The sequence below is a fragment of the Octadecabacter sp. SW4 genome (assembly GCF_008065155.1).
In the GTDB taxonomy this organism is placed as follows: domain Bacteria; phylum Pseudomonadota; class Alphaproteobacteria; order Rhodobacterales; family Rhodobacteraceae; genus SW4.
Genome location: NZ_CP042819.1, coordinates 2,553,341 through 2,568,325 on the forward strand (window position 1 = coordinate 2,553,341; position 14,985 = coordinate 2,568,325).

Below are 14,985 nucleotides of genomic sequence, written 5' to 3' on the forward strand. Positions count from 1 at the left end.
GGCCCCATGATCACCGCTAGTTTGCGCCCATGAAAATGTTTGTAGGCCTTGGCAATCCCGGCGCGAAATACGCGCAAAACCGTCATAATATCGGCTTTATGGCCGTCGACCAGATCGCCACCGATCACGGCTTTGCGCCCTGGCGCGCCAAGTTTCAGGGGCAGGTCAGTGAAGGCCGACTGGGGTCCGAAAAGATCGTGCTGCTGAAACCCGGAACCTTCATGAACCTGTCAGGCCAGTCCGTGGGCGAAGCGATGCGGTTTTACAAGCTCGACAGCACCGACATCACCGTCTTTCACGACGAAATTGATCTGGCCCCCGCCAAGGTCCGCCTGAAGGCGGGCGGCGGCCACGCGGGCCACAACGGGCTACGCTCGATCCATCAGCATATCGGGCCGCACTATGATCGCGTGCGCCTGGGCGTGGGCCATCCGGGCCACAAGGACGCGGTGCCGGGATATGTGCTGCACGATTTCGCCAAGGCGGACGCTGAATGGCTTGATGATGTGTTGCGCGGGCTGTCGGACGGTGCCGTGGCATTGGCCGAAGGGGACGGGCCGCGCGCGCTGAACGCGGTCGCCCTGCGGGTTGCGCCCGCACGCTCATCCACCACAACGCCCAAGGCAAAACCGGCCCTGCCACCCGCCGCCGATCCACCCCAGGACACGCGCAGCGCCCTGCAAAAGCTTGCCGACAAGTTCCGCCAGTGACCCGCGACCCGGACGATTTACGCGCAGCATTCCGGGTTCAGGCCGTCAATTGCGCGACACTTGGGTCGCCATTCATGGCGCAGCTTTGGTCGCCATTCATGGCGCAGCTTTGCAACTTGCTGGCCGACCAGTTGCAGCCGGATACGGCCCTGACCCGGCGTATGTTCAACTGGGCAGGCGATCTGACACCGGGCGGTGAAAGCGTGCCTTTGCGGGTCTGCGCTGCGCTGCATGCGCTGCGCCTTGAAGATCGTGTAGACCTTGCTGATGTATATCCACCATACTCAGTTGGTGATATTAGGTTCTGGAAAGCAATAAAGCATGCTTTGGTGATTGAAGCCGATTTCATAAATGCCTTCATTGAGTCCCCGCCACAAACCAACGAAGTGCGCAGATCAGCGGCCTTGATCGCCGCTGGCCATTGGCTGGGCGCACGGTTCAATCTGCCGATGGTCACATCCGAACTGGGCGCAAGTGCGGGGCTGAACCTCAATTGGGACCGCTATGCGATGGTCGCGCAGGGTCAGAAATTGGGCGCGCCCGATCCGATCCTGACCCTACACCCCGACTGGGACGGCCCCCTGCCCCCAGGCACCACACCACAGGTGGTTGAGCGCGCGGGCGTTGACCTGAATCCGCTTGATCCACACCGCGACAGCCTGCGTCTGCGCGCCTATCTCTGGCCCGATCAGCCGGAACGTATGGCACTGACGACCGCCGCGCTGGCCCCGGCGCGAATGCCCGACAAGGGCGATGCGATTGACTGGCTAGAACCGCGACTGGCCCGCCCCCGCGACGGATATCTGCACCTGATCTATCACACGATTGCCTGGCAGTATTTTCCACCCGCCGTGCAAGCCCGTGGCGCCGCGTTGATCAATGCCGCGGGCCTGCGCGCCAGCGACACCGCGCCACTGGCATGGCTGGCCATGGAGGGTGATGACAAAACGCCAGGGGCCGCATTGACCCTGCGCATCTGGCCCGGCGACGGCACCCCGATCCAACTGGGCCGCGTCGATTTTCATGGTCGCTGGATCCGATGGACGGCCCCCTGAACGCAGAGTCGTGATTGCGGGAATCGGACCCGCGTGACAGGCTGCCCGAAAAGTGAGACACCGATGAAAACATTTCTGAAATGGTTGTTGCGCGGATTCGTTGTGTCGCTGGTGCTGGCGCTGGCATTGGGCATCTGGCAGCGCGAGCGACTGGCGCGCCTTCTGGCCGTCAACAGCCTCTTTTCCCAAGAAAAAATCGTTACCAATTTCACTGACATGCGCCGCTTGTTCGAAACGGTTGATATGCCACGCGGCGGCGGGCCCGTGTCGCCTCTGCCGGTTGGCGCCCCCTATGCGTTGCCCATCGCGGTGCAGGACTGGATCGATGCGCGCAGCGTCACCGGTCTGGTCATTTTGCAGCACGGTCGGTTGCGCCACGAAAGCTATTATCTGGGCGGCGATGGCGATGATCAGCGGATCAGTTGGTCGGTGGCAAAGTCGTTTCTGTCAGCCCTGATCGGCATTCTGATCGACGAGGGCGCGATTGCCAGCATCGACGATCCGGTCACGAAATACGCGCCCGACCTGGCCGGATCGGCCTATGACGGGGCGACGCTGCGCAACGTATTGCAGATGTCGTCCGGCGTGGTCTTTGACGAGGATTATCTTGATTTCTGGAGCGATATTAACAAGATGGGCCGCGTCCTTGGGCTTGGCGGGTCGATGGACGGCTTTGCGGCGGGCCTTGATCAGCGTTTCACCGATGCGGGTGCGCAATGGAAATACGTGTCGATTGATACGCATATTGTCGGGATGGTCGCGCGCGGGGCAACGGGGCGGTCCCTGCCTGATCTGCTTAATGAAAAGGTGCTGCGCCCGCTGGGCCTTGAAGGCAGCCCCTACTATATCACGGACGGTTATGGCGTGGCCTTTGTGCTGGGCGGTCTGAATATGTCGACCCGTGATTACGCCCGTTTCGGCGCGATGATCGCACAGGGCGGGCAATGGAACGGCAACCAGATCGTGCCTGCCGCCTGGATCGCCGACAGCATCGCGCCCAGCGCACCCACGGCGCCGGGCGAAATCGGCTATGGCTATCAGTGGCGGATTCCGCAGGGGGCTGACGCAGGTGTCGCAATGGCGCACGGGATTTATGGGCAATATATCTATATCGACACGGCGCGCGGCGTGGTCATCGTCGTCAACGCCGCTGATCGTGCCTTTCGCGAGGCTGGTGTCACCGATCAGAACATCGCGATTTTTCGCCAGATCGCGCGGGGGCTTTAGGATGGATATGGACCCGTCCCGCAACGTATTCGGCGCACCCCTGATCCCCTGTTCATTGGATCCGGTGACCGGGTTCTTTCGTAACGGTGCCTGCGACACTTGCGCGGCTGATCAGGGAAGCCACACCGTTTGCGCCGTGATGACGGCCGAGTTTCTGGCATTCTCAAAGTATCTGGGGAATGACCTGACAACGCCGCGCCCCGAATTCGGATTTGCGGGGTTGAAACCGGGTGATCACTGGTGCCTTTGCGCCAGTCGTTTCCTGCAAGCCCACGACGAAAACTGCGCGCCACGCGTCAATCTTGCCGCGACCCATGAACGCGCGCTCGAGATTGTTCCCATGACGGTGCTTGAGGCCTATACGGCAGATTAGGCTACTGAATTGTCACCAAGGGGGTCGTCGGAGTCTTGCGCGCCGGTCGGCAACGGTCCCCCCATCAAATCCTCGATAAACAGGCTCAGGAGTTGCGGGCGGCCCGACACGCCTGCCTTGCGGTAAATCGCGTTGGTTTGGGCCTTGACGGTGCCTTCGGACGTGTCGCGCATTTGCGCGATGTGGGCGGTGGAAATACCCTTGATCGAAAAAAGCGCCACATCGCGTTCGGCGGGGGTCAGGCCCCAGTCGGCAAATCTTTCGTCCAGAACATCCATGAATGCCCCCGAAGCGAGCCGCAGTTGACCCTCGACTTTGGCGGTGCGTCTTAGGGCGCGCGCAACCAAAACGGCCCCCATCACCGCGCCGACGATCAAGCCAAGCGCGGCGGCGATCTCGATCAGTTCGCGCGCGCGCCAGCTGATCGGTGGAAACCCCAACAGGGCTGACAGGGTCGTAAACAGGAAAAAGCCCGCGCAAACAATCTGCGCGGCCACCAAGGCAACAAGGAGCGGTCCTTGCTTCATCCGTCAGCGATCAATCGTCGTCTTGGTCATCGTCGTCATCATCATCGTTATTATCGTCATCATCATCGTCATCGTCATCGTCGTGATCATCATCATCGTCGTCGTCATCATTGTCATCATCATCATCATTATCGTCATCATCATCGTCGTCGCCATTCCCACCACCTTGATAGCCGCCATTATCGCCCCGGCGTTCAAGCAGTGAACCAAGGCCGCCACCATCCTCCAGCACAACCCAATAATCACGTAATATTTCGCCCGTGTTCGGGTTCATCACGATTTCGCGCCGATAGGCCTCGCTGATCGCGACAATTCGGATACGCCCCAGAAGGGTCCGATTGACGGTAATGCTTGTGTATCCTTGCGATTGCAGCTGGTCGATCACCACATCCTGCGGCGTCTGCGCAAATGCAGGTGCGCCAAGCAGGACAAGCAGGACAGCAAGAATTCGTATCATCGGTTTCGCCTCAAAGCGTTACCCCCTGCCGTGCGGCAGGGGGTGATCGTTCCGTGAGTATTGCGACGATCAATCGTCGTCATCGTCGTCGTCGTCATCATCGTCATCGTCATCATCGTCATCGTCATCATCGTCATCGTCGTCATCATCGTCGTCATCGTCATCGTCGTCATCGTCGTGATCGCGATCATCATCGTAATCGTCGTCGTAATCATCGTCGTGATCGTCATCGTCGTCATCATCAAGAAAGTCTTCGGACTCGCTATCGATTTCCACGCCGGGGGTTGTGTCATCACCGGCACCCACCGTTTCCATCTCTTGCTTGATGATTGTGCCTGTCGCCGCGTCATAGATGACTTCAAGCTTTTCGGTGCCGCGGATTGCTTCGACCTTGATCTGCGTCGGGCCGTTGGTGATTTCCACCCGGGTGAAGCCTTGGGCCTGAAGGTCAGCGATAATCTGATCGCTTGATGTCTGTGCAAAAGCGATGCCCGCACCAAGAACAAGCGCGGCGGTTGTCGAAAGAAGGGTCTTTTTCATGTCAGTCTCCATGGTTGGACATGCGGGGTGCACGTCTTGGACCAAACAAAAGACGTCTGGCGGCATTGCGCCATTGATCATCCGTTTATCCAGCGCCAGGTAAACCCATGATCGACACAGCTAAACCGAAGTTTAGACAGTAAAAGGGCCGCTGCAGCGTGATGCAACGGCCCGTATTGCGCGTGCTGAAGGGTCTAGAAGTCGCCCATATCAAAGCCCAGGGCGCGCGCGACAGTAAAGATATCCTTATCGCCACGGCCGCACATGTTCATGATGATCAGGTGGTCCTTGGGCAGAGTAGGTGCGATTTTCATCACATGGGCCAGCGCGTGGCTGGGTTCAAGCGCGGGAATGATCCCTTCCATCTCGCAAGAAAGCTGAAACGCCTCGAGCGCCTCTTTGTCGGTGATCGAGACGTATTGCGCCCGCCCGATCTCGTGCAGCCAGGCGTGCTCGGGGCCGATACCGGGGTAATCAAGGCCCGCGCTGATGGAAAACCCTTCAAGGATTTGCCCATCATCGTCTTGCAGCAAATAGGTGCGGTTGCCATGCAGCACCCCAGGGCGCCCCCCCGTCAGCGATGCGCAATGCTCCATCTTGGCGTTCACGCCTTTCCCGCCTGCCTCGACACCAATGATGTTGACATCCTTGTCATCAAGGAACGGGAAAAACAGGCCCATCGCATTGGACCCGCCACCAATGGCGGCGATGATCGTATCGGGGAGGCGTCCTTCAGCGGCTTGCATCTGTTCACGGGCTTCCTTGCCGATGATAGCCTGAAAATCGCGCACCATCGCCGGATAGGGATGCGGGCCCGCGACCGTGCCGATGCAATAAAATGTATCGCGCACGTTGGTGACCCAATCGCGCAACGCGTCATTCATCGCGTCCTTGAGGGTGCCGCGCCCGCTGGTCACAGGGACCATTTCAGCGCCCAGCAGCTTCATGCGAAACACGTTGGGGGCCTGGCGTTCAACGTCATGCGCACCCATGTAGACCACACATTTCAACCCGAATTTCGCACAGACCGTGGCCGTGGCAACGCCGTGCTGGCCCGCACCTGTTTCGGCGATAATCCGGGTCTTGCCCATACGACGGGCCAGAATGATCTGGCCCAGCACGTTGTTGATCTTATGCGCGCCGGTGTGGTTCAGCTCGTCCCGTTTCAGATAGATCTTGGCGCCACCCAGATGCTGCGTCAGCCGTTCGGCATAATAAAGCGGGCTGGGGCGGCCAACATAATGGGTCCAGAGATCGTGCATTTCCGCCCAGAATGTCTCGTCCGTCTTGGCGTGTTCGTATTGCGCCTCAAGCGCGAGGATCAGCGGCATCAGGGTTTCGGACACGAAGCGGCCGCCAAAATCGCCAAATCGGCCATTTTCGTCTGGGCCAGTCATAAAGGAATTGAAAAGATCGTTCATCGCGCTTCTCCCGGGGGTTAGCGCGAGATGTAGCGCGCTGTGCCGCAGTGGTAAAGCGCAAGCGCATCAGACTTTCATCGAAAGTCTGCGTCAAATACGCCAGGAGGATTTGACGGGCGATACCGTTACGCGGATCGGTTCGGCAGTACAGAACACGATAACCTGCCCGGCGTCATCAGGATCACTGCATGTGTGATCCGAGCAGTCGTGCCCGTAGTGTTTTGATCGCCGGTCAAGTCACGCCCGCCTTGGCACAAAATTCCGCAATCCGGGCAGCGTCCTTGACCCCCGGCGCGCTTTCAACGCCGCTGGACACATCCACTTGCCGCGCGCCCGTCAGCTTGATCGCCTCGGCCACGTTTTCGGGCGTCAGCCCGCCGGCCAGCATCCAGGGTTTCGTCCAGTATTTGCGCCCCGCGAGCAGTTTCCAGTCAAAGGCCACGCCATTGCCACCGGGCAGCACAGCCCCCTTTGGCGGCTTTGCATCAATCAGCAACTGGTCGGCGACGGCGCTGTAGGCGTCTATCGGATCAAGGTCGCTTGCCTGCGCAACGCCCAGAACCTTGATCACCGGCAGGCCATAGCGCGCACGCACCTGGGCCACGCGTTCAGGGGTTTCGTGGCCGTGCAACTGGATGAAATCAAGCGGCACCAGTGCCGTGATCTGATCCAGCAGCGCATCATCACCGTCCACCACCAACCCGACCTTGGCAACGCCAACGGGAACCTGCACCGCCAGTTCCCCCGCCTGTTGCGGGGTCACATAGCGGGGCGATTTCGGGAAAAAGTTAAAGCCAAGATAGCGCGCGCCAGCATCGACGGCCGCGCGTACACCATCGCTGTCCCGCAACCCGCAAATCTTGACCTGAATGCCAGAGGTCATCGGCCGCTAGCCGGCCTTGTCGAGCAGGGCCAGAACCTCGTCCTGGCCTTCGTGCTTTTCATCCTTGAGAGATGCAATCTCGCGGCGCAGGGCGGCAAGTTCGCGATCCTTGGCGCGCGACGCGGCGCGCTCTTTGTATTCGCGGATCCATTCCCACAGGAAACCGATCAACAGACCAAGGCCGACGCCAAGGAACAGCAGCACGAACAGCGGCAGCGTCACGGTCGGCGACAGGCCCAGCGCATCCGCCAGAGCCCTTGGCATCGCGCTGAGTTCGGTGGGGGCGCGGTTGGCAAGCCCGACAGCGATCAGGCACAGGCCAACGACGGCCCAAAAGCCATAGCGAATGTAAGTCATGTGGTCGTCCTTAGTTGTCGTTCAGACGGTCGCGCAACAACTTGCCGGTCTTGAAGAAAGGCACGTGCTTTTCCTCGACGTTGACCGATTCACCGGTGCGCGGATTCCGCCCCACTCTGGCATCGCGCTTCTTGACGGAAAATGCGCCAAAGCCGCGCAGTTCAACACGGTCGCCGGTTGCCATCGCTTCGATGACTTCATCAAAGATCGTATTGACGATCTTTTCGACATCCCGCTGATACAAATGTGGATTTTCGTCTGCAATACGTTGGATCAATTCCGAGCGGATCATGATTGCCCCCCTAGGCAGGATTTTTGTGCCGCGGGTTGGCCCCGCCTGTCCTGCCTGACTATAGGCCCAAGAGGGCACGCAAGGAATAGTCCGTTTTCACCCGAAATCCATAAATTTCCGCCTTTGGGCCATTTTTGAGAGGGGAAGATCGTTTGAACGGCGGCCTTGACCTAGCGGAGCCTTGGCATCGCGCGCTTGCCGCAACGCAGCAAATTCAGGCGATTCGCACCTGAAACGGAAAACGCCCCGCAACCTTGCGGCGCGGGGCGTTTCCAAAATCTGGCGGGTGACGATTACTCGTCGCCCTTCAAAGCCGCACCAAGAATGTCGCCAAGGCTCGCACCGGAATCCGAGGATCCGAACTGCTCGACGGCTTCTTTTTCTTCCGCGATCTCGCGTGCCTTGATCGACAGACCCAGACGGCGTGTCTTGGGGTCGATGTTGGTCACGCGCACGTCGACCTTATCGCCCACGCCGAAACGCTCGGGGCGCTGTTCGGCACGGTCACGCGACAGATCAGAACGGCGGATGAAGGATGTCATACCCTCGTAGGACACTTCGATGCCGCCATCTTCGATCTTGGTCACTTCGACGGTGATGATCGAACCGCGCTTGACGCCGCCAACGGCCTCGGCAAACGGATCGCCGTCCATCGCCTTGATCGAGAGGCTGATGCGCTCTTTCTCGACGTCCACTTCGGTGACTTTCGCATGCACCATGTCGCCCTTGCGGAAATCGCCGATGACGTCTTCGCCGCGGCCTTCCCATGTCAGGTCAGAGAGGTGAACCATACCGTCGATGTCGCCTTCAAGGCCGACGAACAGACCGAATTCGGTGATGTTCTTGACTTCGCCTTCGACTTCAGTGCCCTCGGGGTGGGTTTCTGCAAACACTTCCCAAGGATTGCGCTGGGTCTGCTTGAGGCCAAGGGAAACGCGGCGCTTGGCGCTGTCGATTTCCAGCACCATGACTTCGACTTCCTGCGAGGTCGACACGATCTTGCCGGGGTGCACGTTCTTTTTGGTCCATGACATTTCCGACACGTGAACCAGACCTTCAACGCCGGGCTCAAGTTCGACAAATGCGCCGTAGTCGGTGATGTTGGTCACGCGGCCCGTGTGCACGCTCTCGAGCGGATAGGCTGCTTCGACGGCATTCCAGGGATCGTCCTGCAGCTGCTTCATGCCAAGGCTGATGCGGTGCGTGTCTTTGTTGATCTTGATGACCTGCACCTTGATCGTTTCACCAATCGACAGGATTTCCGATGGGTGGTTCACACGGCGCCATGCCATGTCGGTGACGTGCAGCAGACCATCAACGCCGCCCAGATCAACGAACGCACCATATTCGGTGATATTCTTGACCACGCCGTCAACTTCCTGACCTTCGGTCAGGTTGCCAATGACTTCGGCGCGCTGTTCGGCGCGGGATTCTTCAAGGATGGCACGGCGCGACACAACGATGTTGCCACGACGACGGTCCATTTTCAAAATCTGGAACGGCTGCTTGAGGCCCATCAGCGGGCCGGCATCGCGCACCGGGCGCACATCCACTTGCGACCCGGGAAGGAACGCAACCGCGCCGCCCAGATCAACCGTAAAGCCGCCTTTGACGCGGCCAAAGATTGCGCCTTCGACGCGCTCTTCGTCAGCGTATGCTTTTTCAAGACGATCCCAGGCTTCTTCGCGGCGGGCCATTTCGCGCGAAATGACGGCTTCGCCACGGGCGTTCTCGACCTGACGCAGGAACACTTCCACAGTGTCGCCAACGGAAATGTCGGGCGCTTCGCCGGGGTTTGCGAATTCTTTGAGGTCAACGCGGCCTTCCATTTTGTAGCCGACGTCGATGATGGCCTGACCAGCTTCGATGCTGATAACCTTGCCTTTGACAACCGAGCCTTCGGACGGTGTGTCGATTTCGAAGCTTTCGTTCAGAAGGGCTTCGAATTCCTCCATAGATGTGTTCTGAGCCATGTGGCGTGTAATTCCTACGGTCGTTGTTGGCCAAGCGGTCGTCTCCGCCGGACTTTGGGTTTCAATCTGTCAAGGCTTTCGAAACGAACGAAGGGCCGGAAGTTCCGACCCTGCCCGCCTTGCAACTGTTCCGCTGCTTTGACAGGCGCGCGTATAGGCGCTTTTGCGGATGGGGGCAAGGGGGCAGCCACGCCGCAGCAAAAAGGCGCGGCCAAAACGGCCACGCCCCAAATTGCCGGCGTTCGCCTTGATTAATAGCCCGGGAATGTCCCTGCAAAACCACGTTGGCCAAAGGTTGTGCCTGCGCCAAATGTCTTGGTCACACCCAGCGTAACGTAGCGGTAGTCGCCACTGTCCATCGACGCATATCGCGCATCCACGGAAAACCCGCTTCCCAGCCCGATCGACGTGCCAACATAGGGGTTCGTAACACTGGGCGAACCTTCGTAGTAGTTGACCGCGTAGCCGACAATCACGTCGACATCGGTCATCGAGCCGATGGCACCAAGGCTGCGTGTGTATTCTATGCCGAAATACGTATCGTCTTCGTTGTCGACGACCACACCATAATATCCCTCAAAGGCATTGCTGCCCGACACATACTTTGCCTCCAAATATGCGATCCCATAATCGTAGTCGTCATCTGCGTAGGCAAGGCCAACGTCAAGGCCGGGGGCAACTTCATAGAAGGCGTGCAGGCCATAAGACCGGGCCCAATCATTTACCCCCTCGTATTTGTAAAAGAGGACGTCGGTCTGAAACGAAATCGGTCCGGCGCTGAATTCGGCCGACCCACCCCCCTGCAATTGATAGTCAAAACTATCATCCGGCGCGTTGATGTAGGCAAAGGAAAGCTCTGCATCGATCATTGACTGCGCGGAAACCTGCGCCGTCGTCGCCAGCAAGATCAAACATGTCGAAGAAAGAAATTTGTTCATTGTCACTATCCCGATATTGCTATGCACCAACTTATAAGCTGTCCATTTCAGCAAACGCCAAACATTTCGGTGGCACTTAGGCGAAACGATCCAAATCGTCGCGTGAAGGTGCCAAAAATGCAACCGAAGCGGTGTTCGCGCGAACTGAACGGCAAGGCAGCGTCAATTTCCTGGCTCTTAGATCGTTCAGTGTCGCGACTAGTCCCCCTCAAAACCCCCCATGCTCCGCCACATGCGCCAGCTCTGCCTCGGTGCTTTCGCGCCCCAAGACCGCGTTCCGGTGCGGGTATCGTCCGAACTGATCAATGATCGCTTTGTGCTTGAGCTCGAATTCAAGGAACGTGTCGTTGCCCAACCCCGTGAACAGCATCACCGCGCGGTCGTGGTCGGCGGGGTTTTCGGAATGCATGAAGGGCATGTAAAGAAACGCGCGCCGCCCCTCGGCAATCTCTTGGTCCAACCCGTTATCGGCGGCGTAGATCGCCAAGGCAATCGCGCGGTGATCTTCGGCAAAGGCCTGCGGCTGGTTGCGAAACATGTTCCGGCTGAATTGATCCAGAACGATGATCGCCGCAAGGATGCTGTTGGCCGATCCCATGTAGCGTTCATGCCCGCCGGTCTGGATATCCTCGTAAATCCAGTAAAACCGCATGTGCAAGTCCGCATCAAAGGCGGGGTCGGTGGCAAAACGCTTGGCGGCTGGCGTTTCCACGAACCAGAAATCCAAAACCTCTCTGGTGATCTCGTCAATGTCGCTCATCTCGTCTCCCTCCGATTTTTCAAATCCCGTCCAACGCCCCCTGCACGGCATCAAAATACGCCCCGACCTGCGCCCCGTCGACCAGCGCGTGATGCACCTCGAGCGTCATCGCCATGTCCCAGCCATCGCCGCGCGGCACGATCTTGCCCCATGACACCCGCGGAATGCAGTCATCGGGGCCGGGCAAGGCGTTGTTGATGCTCGTATAATCCAGCCACGGCAGGCAAGACAGATAGGCCACATCATCGCGCTGACCGCTATTGGCTCCCAACGCGCTGGTCTGCGCAGCCGCCGCGATCAGCGATTTGCATTGCGCGTCAAACGCTGAAAAATCCGGCGCAAACGGGACATAGGCATAGTTGAAAGCCCCCGCCTGAGTCGGCACCGTCATCGACAGGGCAATCCGGTCGTGGCGCACCACGTCATCGCCGCGAAAACGCATGCACAGTTCGGGCACAGCGTGCAGCCCGGCGCCGATGGCATAAAGACAGGCGCGATACACGTTCACCCCCTGCCCTTTGCGCACCTGCATCAGATCGGTGACATCAATCCGCACGGTAGTTGCGTAATGTGGCTGTGCATAGGCGCGAAAAAACCGGAACTGCGCCGCGCGCGGCCATGTATCCAGATCAACGATATGTTCAGCCATGACGCCCCTTTCCTGGCCAATTTTCCGCTTCTCCCCTACCACCTGACGGCGGGTTGTGCCATGACGGCGGCATGGGTGAACTTTACTTAGTCAGGCATGGACAGGCCAATACCGGCGCAACAAGCGAGGCAGAGTATGACCGCCTCTCGGACCTTGGCCATCGACAGGCGGGCCTGCTGGGCGACTGGCTGCGCGCCCATGAAGACGGGTTCGATCTGACGCTGACCGGGGCGATGCGCCGCCACCGTGAAACCGCCGCCGGAATGGGGCTGCTGCCAGACATCGAAGATGCGCGCCTCAACGAGATGGATTACTTCGCCCTCGCCCGCGATATCGAAATCACGCATGGGGTAGCCCCGCCAAATTCACAGGATGATTTCGCCGATCACATCCCGCAAACCCTTGCGGCGTGGCACGCGGCAACGATCAATGGCACAGAGCCCTTTGCCCTGTTTGAATCGCGGATTTTCGATGCCCTGGCTGCGGCGGCAAAACCCGGCAAGCGGGTCATCTGCGTCACCTCGGGCGGGGTGATCGCGATGGTCATGCGCCAGGCTTTGGGGCTTGGACCTGCACAGATGGCGCATGTGCTGCTGCCGATCTGGAATTCGTCGCTGCACCGCTTTCGCATCCGCGAGGATGGCACCTATCTGGTGTCGTTCAACACCATCCCGCACCTTGACGCGCCTGAACACGCCAGCGCCCGTTCACATATCTAGCGCGGCCTGCACCACCTTGATGGCTTGGGCCACCGCCGCATTAATCGACAGGTCAGAGGTGTCAATCAGCACGGCATCATCTGCCGCCAACAGAGGCGCGGTGGCGCGGCTGCTGTCGCGGTCATCGCGCGCCTTCACATCGGCCAGAACTGTCGCGTAATCCGTCCGCGCCCCTTTGCCCGTCAGCTCGGCAAACCGGCGGCGCGCGCGCACCTCGGCACTGGCCGTCACAAACAGCTTCACATCCGCCTTGGGGCAAATCACCGTGCCGATATCGCGCCCATCCAACACCGCCCCGCCATCGCGGACCGCAAAAGCGCGCTGGAAATCCACCAACGCCGCGCGCACATCGGGGATCGCCGCGGCATGACTGGCAGCCTGTGCAATCTCGGCGGTGCGCAGAGCATCACCATCCAAGTCCTGGGCCTGCAAATCCCGGGCTGCCACAACCGGATCAGCCCCGTCCAAAACCCGCGCACCGACGGCGCGATAAAGCAGACCGGTATCCAGATGGGCAAAGCCGAAATGCGCCGCCACAGCCTTTGAGATCGTGCCCTTGCCCGCTGCCGCAGGTCCATCAATCGCTACTGTAAACGCCATAACGCCCCCTAGAATGGCTGCCCGCCACCGACCCACATTTCAAACGCGCGAATCCCCGCCATCAGCACCAACACACCCACGACAACACGGGCGCGCCAGTTCGGTTTTGACGGCTCCTGGGGCATGTCAGCGGTTGGTGCGCACGATCTGCACCCCAAGGCTGGCCATCAGCGGTTCGAATATCGGAAATGACGTGGCAATCGGGCCGCCATCATCCACCGAAACGGGTTCGTTGGTCGCCATGCCCAGCACCATGAACGACATCGCGATACGGTGGTCCAGCACGCTGGCAACTGTCACACCGCCCGCAACGTTTCCATGACCGGCTCCGGTCACGGTCCACCAGTCCTCGCCCTCCTCTACGGTGACTCCGGCGGCGCGCAGCCCCTTGGCCATCGCATCAATCCGGTCGCTTTCCTTGACGCGCAGTTCCTTGACGCCCTTCATCACGGTCTGGCCGCTGGCAAAAGCCGCAACCACCGACAACACCGGATATTCATCAATCATGCTCGCCGCACGGGCGGGGGGCACGTCGATACCCTTCATATCGGGTGAAAAGCGCGCGCGCAGATCGGCGACAGGCTCGCCACCTTCCGTGCGCTCGTTCTCATAGGTCAGATCGGCGCCCATTTCGCGAAGCGTGGTGAACAGACCCGCGCGGGTCGGGTTCAGCCCGATATTGGGAACCAGCACATCCGACCCTTGCGTGATCAGCGCCGCACACACCGGAAACGCCGCCGAAGACGGATCACGCGGCACGATAATGTCTTGCGGTTTCAGTTCCGGCTGACCCGTCAGGGTGATCACGCGCCCCTCATCGGTATCTTCAACGGTGATATCGGCACCAAAACCCGCCAGCATCCGCTCGGTATGGTCGCGGGTCGCTTCTTTCTCGATCACAACCGTCTGGCCCGGTGCATTCAACCCCGCCAACAACACGGCCGATTTCACCTGCGCTGACGGAACCGGCACGGCGTAGCGCACCGGCACAGGATCAGCCGCACCGACGATCGTCATCGGCAAACGGCCCCCCACGCGGCCATATGCACGTGCGCCAAACAGCGCCAGCGGGTCCGTGACCCGCCCCATTGGCCGCCCGTTCAACGAAGCGTCACCGGTAAATGTCGCTGTGATCGGACAAGTGGCCATCGACCCCATGATCAGGCGTACGCCGGTGCCGGAATTGCCGCAATCAATGACCTGCTCGGGCTCGGCAAACCCGCCGACACCGACCCCCTGAACCGACCAGTTGCCATCGCCATGATCCGTCACATCCGCCCCAAAGGCGCGCATGGCTTTGGCGGTATCAAGCACATCCTCGCCTGTCAGCAACCCGGTGATCCGCGTCTCGCCCACGGCCATCGCGCCCAGGATCAACGACCGGTGCGAGATCGACTTGTCGCCGGGCACATCGGCCACACCCTTGAGGGGGCCGGACTTGCGCGACGTCATCGGGATCGGGGTGCCGTGGCCAGACATATCACTCTCTTTCATTCAGGTGGCG

18 protein-coding genes are annotated in these 14,985 nt (G+C 59.8%); 5 read left to right on the forward strand and 13 right to left on the reverse strand.

The window, feature by feature from the left end:
• The first annotated feature begins 29 nt into the window (after positions 1-29).
• The 4 genes from pth (at position 30) to FTO60_RS12595 (ending at position 3,365) form a co-directional block, all read left to right on the forward strand.
• Positions 30-710, forward strand: a complete 681-nt coding sequence (gene pth, locus FTO60_RS12580) for an aminoacyl-tRNA hydrolase (protein WP_148056282.1) — start codon at positions 30-32, stop codon at positions 708-710.
• Positions 707-1,765 carry a DUF2332 domain-containing protein gene (locus FTO60_RS12585; protein ID WP_148056283.1) on the forward strand — a complete coding sequence of 353 codons (1,059 nt, stop codon included), beginning with the start codon at positions 707-709 and terminating at the stop codon, positions 1,763-1,765. Before pth ends, FTO60_RS12585 begins: the two co-directional genes overlap by 4 nt.
• Before the next feature lie 63 nt (positions 1,766-1,828).
• Positions 1,829-2,992 (forward strand): serine hydrolase, encoded by a 1,164-nt coding sequence (locus FTO60_RS12590; RefSeq protein WP_148056284.1) that lies wholly within the window; start codon positions 1,829-1,831, stop codon positions 2,990-2,992.
• Position 2,993: 1 nt separating this feature from the next.
• Complete coding sequence (locus tag FTO60_RS12595; RefSeq protein WP_148056285.1) at positions 2,994-3,365, forward strand: DUF2237 family protein; 372 nt, start codon at positions 2,994-2,996, stop codon at positions 3,363-3,365.
• Here the strand turns inward: FTO60_RS12595 and FTO60_RS12600 are convergent.
• From FTO60_RS12600 to FTO60_RS12640, 11 genes are all read right to left on the reverse strand, one after another.
• Positions 3,362-3,892 carry a helix-turn-helix transcriptional regulator gene (locus FTO60_RS12600; protein WP_148056286.1) on the reverse strand — a complete coding sequence of 177 codons (531 nt, stop codon included), beginning with the start codon at positions 3,890-3,892 and terminating at the stop codon, positions 3,362-3,364. The two genes, FTO60_RS12595 and FTO60_RS12600, sit on opposite strands and share 4 nt — an antisense overlap.
• A gap of 10 nt (positions 3,893-3,902) precedes the next feature.
• The gene (locus tag FTO60_RS17735; protein WP_172623888.1) at positions 3,903-4,349 is read right to left on the reverse strand and encodes a PepSY domain-containing protein; all 447 of its coding nucleotides are present in this window, start codon (positions 4,347-4,349) and stop codon (positions 3,903-3,905) included.
• A gap of 69 nt (positions 4,350-4,418) precedes the next feature.
• Positions 4,419-4,889, reverse strand: a complete 471-nt coding sequence (locus tag FTO60_RS17740; protein ID WP_172623889.1) for a PepSY domain-containing protein — start codon at positions 4,887-4,889, stop codon at positions 4,419-4,421.
• Positions 4,890-5,083: 194 nt separating this feature from the next.
• Positions 5,084-6,310, reverse strand: a complete 1,227-nt coding sequence (gene trpB, locus FTO60_RS12605) for a tryptophan synthase subunit beta (protein WP_148056287.1) — start codon at positions 6,308-6,310, stop codon at positions 5,084-5,086.
• Between the two features lie 232 nt (positions 6,311-6,542).
• Positions 6,543-7,193, reverse strand: a complete 651-nt coding sequence (locus FTO60_RS12610; protein WP_148056288.1) for a phosphoribosylanthranilate isomerase — start codon at positions 7,191-7,193, stop codon at positions 6,543-6,545.
• A 6-nt stretch (positions 7,194-7,199) separates the two neighbouring features.
• Positions 7,200-7,550, reverse strand: coding sequence for a lipopolysaccharide assembly protein LapA domain-containing protein (locus FTO60_RS12615; protein WP_148056289.1), 351 nt, complete (start codon positions 7,548-7,550; stop codon positions 7,200-7,202).
• A 10-nt stretch (positions 7,551-7,560) separates the two neighbouring features.
• Positions 7,561-7,842, reverse strand: coding sequence for an integration host factor subunit beta (ihfB, locus tag FTO60_RS12620; RefSeq protein ID WP_148056290.1), 282 nt, complete (start codon positions 7,840-7,842; stop codon positions 7,561-7,563).
• 293 nt (positions 7,843-8,135) lie between these two features.
• Positions 8,136-9,815, reverse strand: coding sequence for a 30S ribosomal protein S1 (gene rpsA / locus FTO60_RS12625; protein ID WP_148056291.1), 1,680 nt, complete (start codon positions 9,813-9,815; stop codon positions 8,136-8,138).
• Positions 9,816-10,066: 251 nt separating this feature from the next.
• A complete protein-coding gene (locus tag FTO60_RS12630) occupies positions 10,067-10,753 on the reverse strand; it encodes a hypothetical protein (RefSeq protein ID WP_172623890.1) in 687 nt (228 codons plus the stop codon).
• Between the two features lie 208 nt (positions 10,754-10,961).
• Positions 10,962-11,513: a DUF924 family protein gene (locus FTO60_RS12635; protein ID WP_148056293.1), complete on the reverse strand. Its 552-nt coding sequence runs from the start codon at positions 11,511-11,513 to the stop codon at positions 10,962-10,964.
• Between the two features lie 19 nt (positions 11,514-11,532).
• Positions 11,533-12,162 carry a chloramphenicol acetyltransferase gene (locus FTO60_RS12640; RefSeq protein ID WP_148056294.1) on the reverse strand — a complete coding sequence of 210 codons (630 nt, stop codon included), beginning with the start codon at positions 12,160-12,162 and terminating at the stop codon, positions 11,533-11,535.
• A gap of 71 nt (positions 12,163-12,233) precedes the next feature.
• Between FTO60_RS12640 and FTO60_RS12645 the strand changes: the two genes are divergently transcribed.
• Entirely contained in the window at positions 12,234-12,881 is a 648-nt protein-coding gene (locus tag FTO60_RS12645) for a histidine phosphatase family protein (protein ID WP_148056295.1), read from the forward strand.
• On the opposite strand, the gene FTO60_RS12650 is transcribed toward FTO60_RS12645, so the two are convergent.
• Together FTO60_RS12650 and aroA are read right to left on the reverse strand one after the other, a co-directional pair.
• Entirely contained in the window at positions 12,870-13,481 is a 612-nt protein-coding gene (locus FTO60_RS12650) for a d(CMP) kinase (protein WP_148056296.1), read from the reverse strand. The two genes, FTO60_RS12645 and FTO60_RS12650, sit on opposite strands and share 12 nt — an antisense overlap.
• A 126-nt stretch (positions 13,482-13,607) precedes the next feature.
• Positions 13,608-14,960, reverse strand: a complete 1,353-nt coding sequence (gene aroA, locus FTO60_RS12655; protein ID WP_148057151.1) for a 3-phosphoshikimate 1-carboxyvinyltransferase — start codon at positions 14,958-14,960, stop codon at positions 13,608-13,610.
• Positions 14,961-14,985 lie beyond the last annotated feature (25 nt).

Excerpts from the sequence above, each read along its gene's own strand:
- pth (WP_148056282.1), top strand. The coding sequence starts at position 30 with ATGAAAATGTTTGTAGGCCTTGGCAATCCCGGCGCGAAATACGCGCAA.
- FTO60_RS12590 (WP_148056284.1), top strand. The coding sequence starts at position 1,829 with ATGAAAACATTTCTGAAATGGTTGTTGCGCGGATTCGTTGTGTCGCTG.
- FTO60_RS12595 (WP_148056285.1), top strand. The coding sequence starts at position 2,994 with ATGGATATGGACCCGTCCCGCAACGTATTCGGCGCACCCCTGATCCCC.
- FTO60_RS12600 (WP_148056286.1), bottom strand. The coding sequence starts at position 3,892 with ATGAAGCAAGGACCGCTCCTTGTTGCCTTGGTGGCCGCGCAGATTGTT.
- FTO60_RS17735 (WP_172623888.1), bottom strand. The coding sequence starts at position 4,349 with ATGATACGAATTCTTGCTGTCCTGCTTGTCCTGCTTGGCGCACCTGCA.
- FTO60_RS17740 (WP_172623889.1), bottom strand. The coding sequence starts at position 4,889 with ATGAAAAAGACCCTTCTTTCGACAACCGCCGCGCTTGTTCTTGGTGCG.
- trpB (WP_148056287.1), bottom strand. The coding sequence starts at position 6,310 with ATGAACGATCTTTTCAATTCCTTTATGACTGGCCCAGACGAAAATGGC.
- FTO60_RS12610 (WP_148056288.1), bottom strand. The coding sequence starts at position 7,193 with ATGACCTCTGGCATTCAGGTCAAGATTTGCGGGTTGCGGGACAGCGAT.
- FTO60_RS12615 (WP_148056289.1), bottom strand. The coding sequence starts at position 7,550 with ATGACTTACATTCGCTATGGCTTTTGGGCCGTCGTTGGCCTGTGCCTG.
- ihfB (WP_148056290.1), bottom strand. The coding sequence starts at position 7,842 with ATGATCCGCTCGGAATTGATCCAACGTATTGCAGACGAAAATCCACAT.
- rpsA (WP_148056291.1), bottom strand. The coding sequence starts at position 9,815 with ATGGCTCAGAACACATCTATGGAGGAATTCGAAGCCCTTCTGAACGAA.
- FTO60_RS12630 (WP_172623890.1), bottom strand. The coding sequence starts at position 10,753 with ATGAACAAATTTCTTTCTTCGACATGTTTGATCTTGCTGGCGACGACG.
- FTO60_RS12635 (WP_148056293.1), bottom strand. The coding sequence starts at position 11,513 with ATGAGCGACATTGACGAGATCACCAGAGAGGTTTTGGATTTCTGGTTC.
- FTO60_RS12640 (WP_148056294.1), bottom strand. The coding sequence starts at position 12,162 with ATGGCTGAACATATCGTTGATCTGGATACATGGCCGCGCGCGGCGCAG.
- FTO60_RS12645 (WP_148056295.1), top strand. The coding sequence starts at position 12,234 with ATGGGTGAACTTTACTTAGTCAGGCATGGACAGGCCAATACCGGCGCA.
- FTO60_RS12650 (WP_148056296.1), bottom strand. The coding sequence starts at position 13,481 with ATGGCGTTTACAGTAGCGATTGATGGACCTGCGGCAGCGGGCAAGGGC.
- aroA (WP_148057151.1), bottom strand. The coding sequence starts at position 14,960 with ATGTCTGGCCACGGCACCCCGATCCCGATGACGTCGCGCAAGTCCGGC.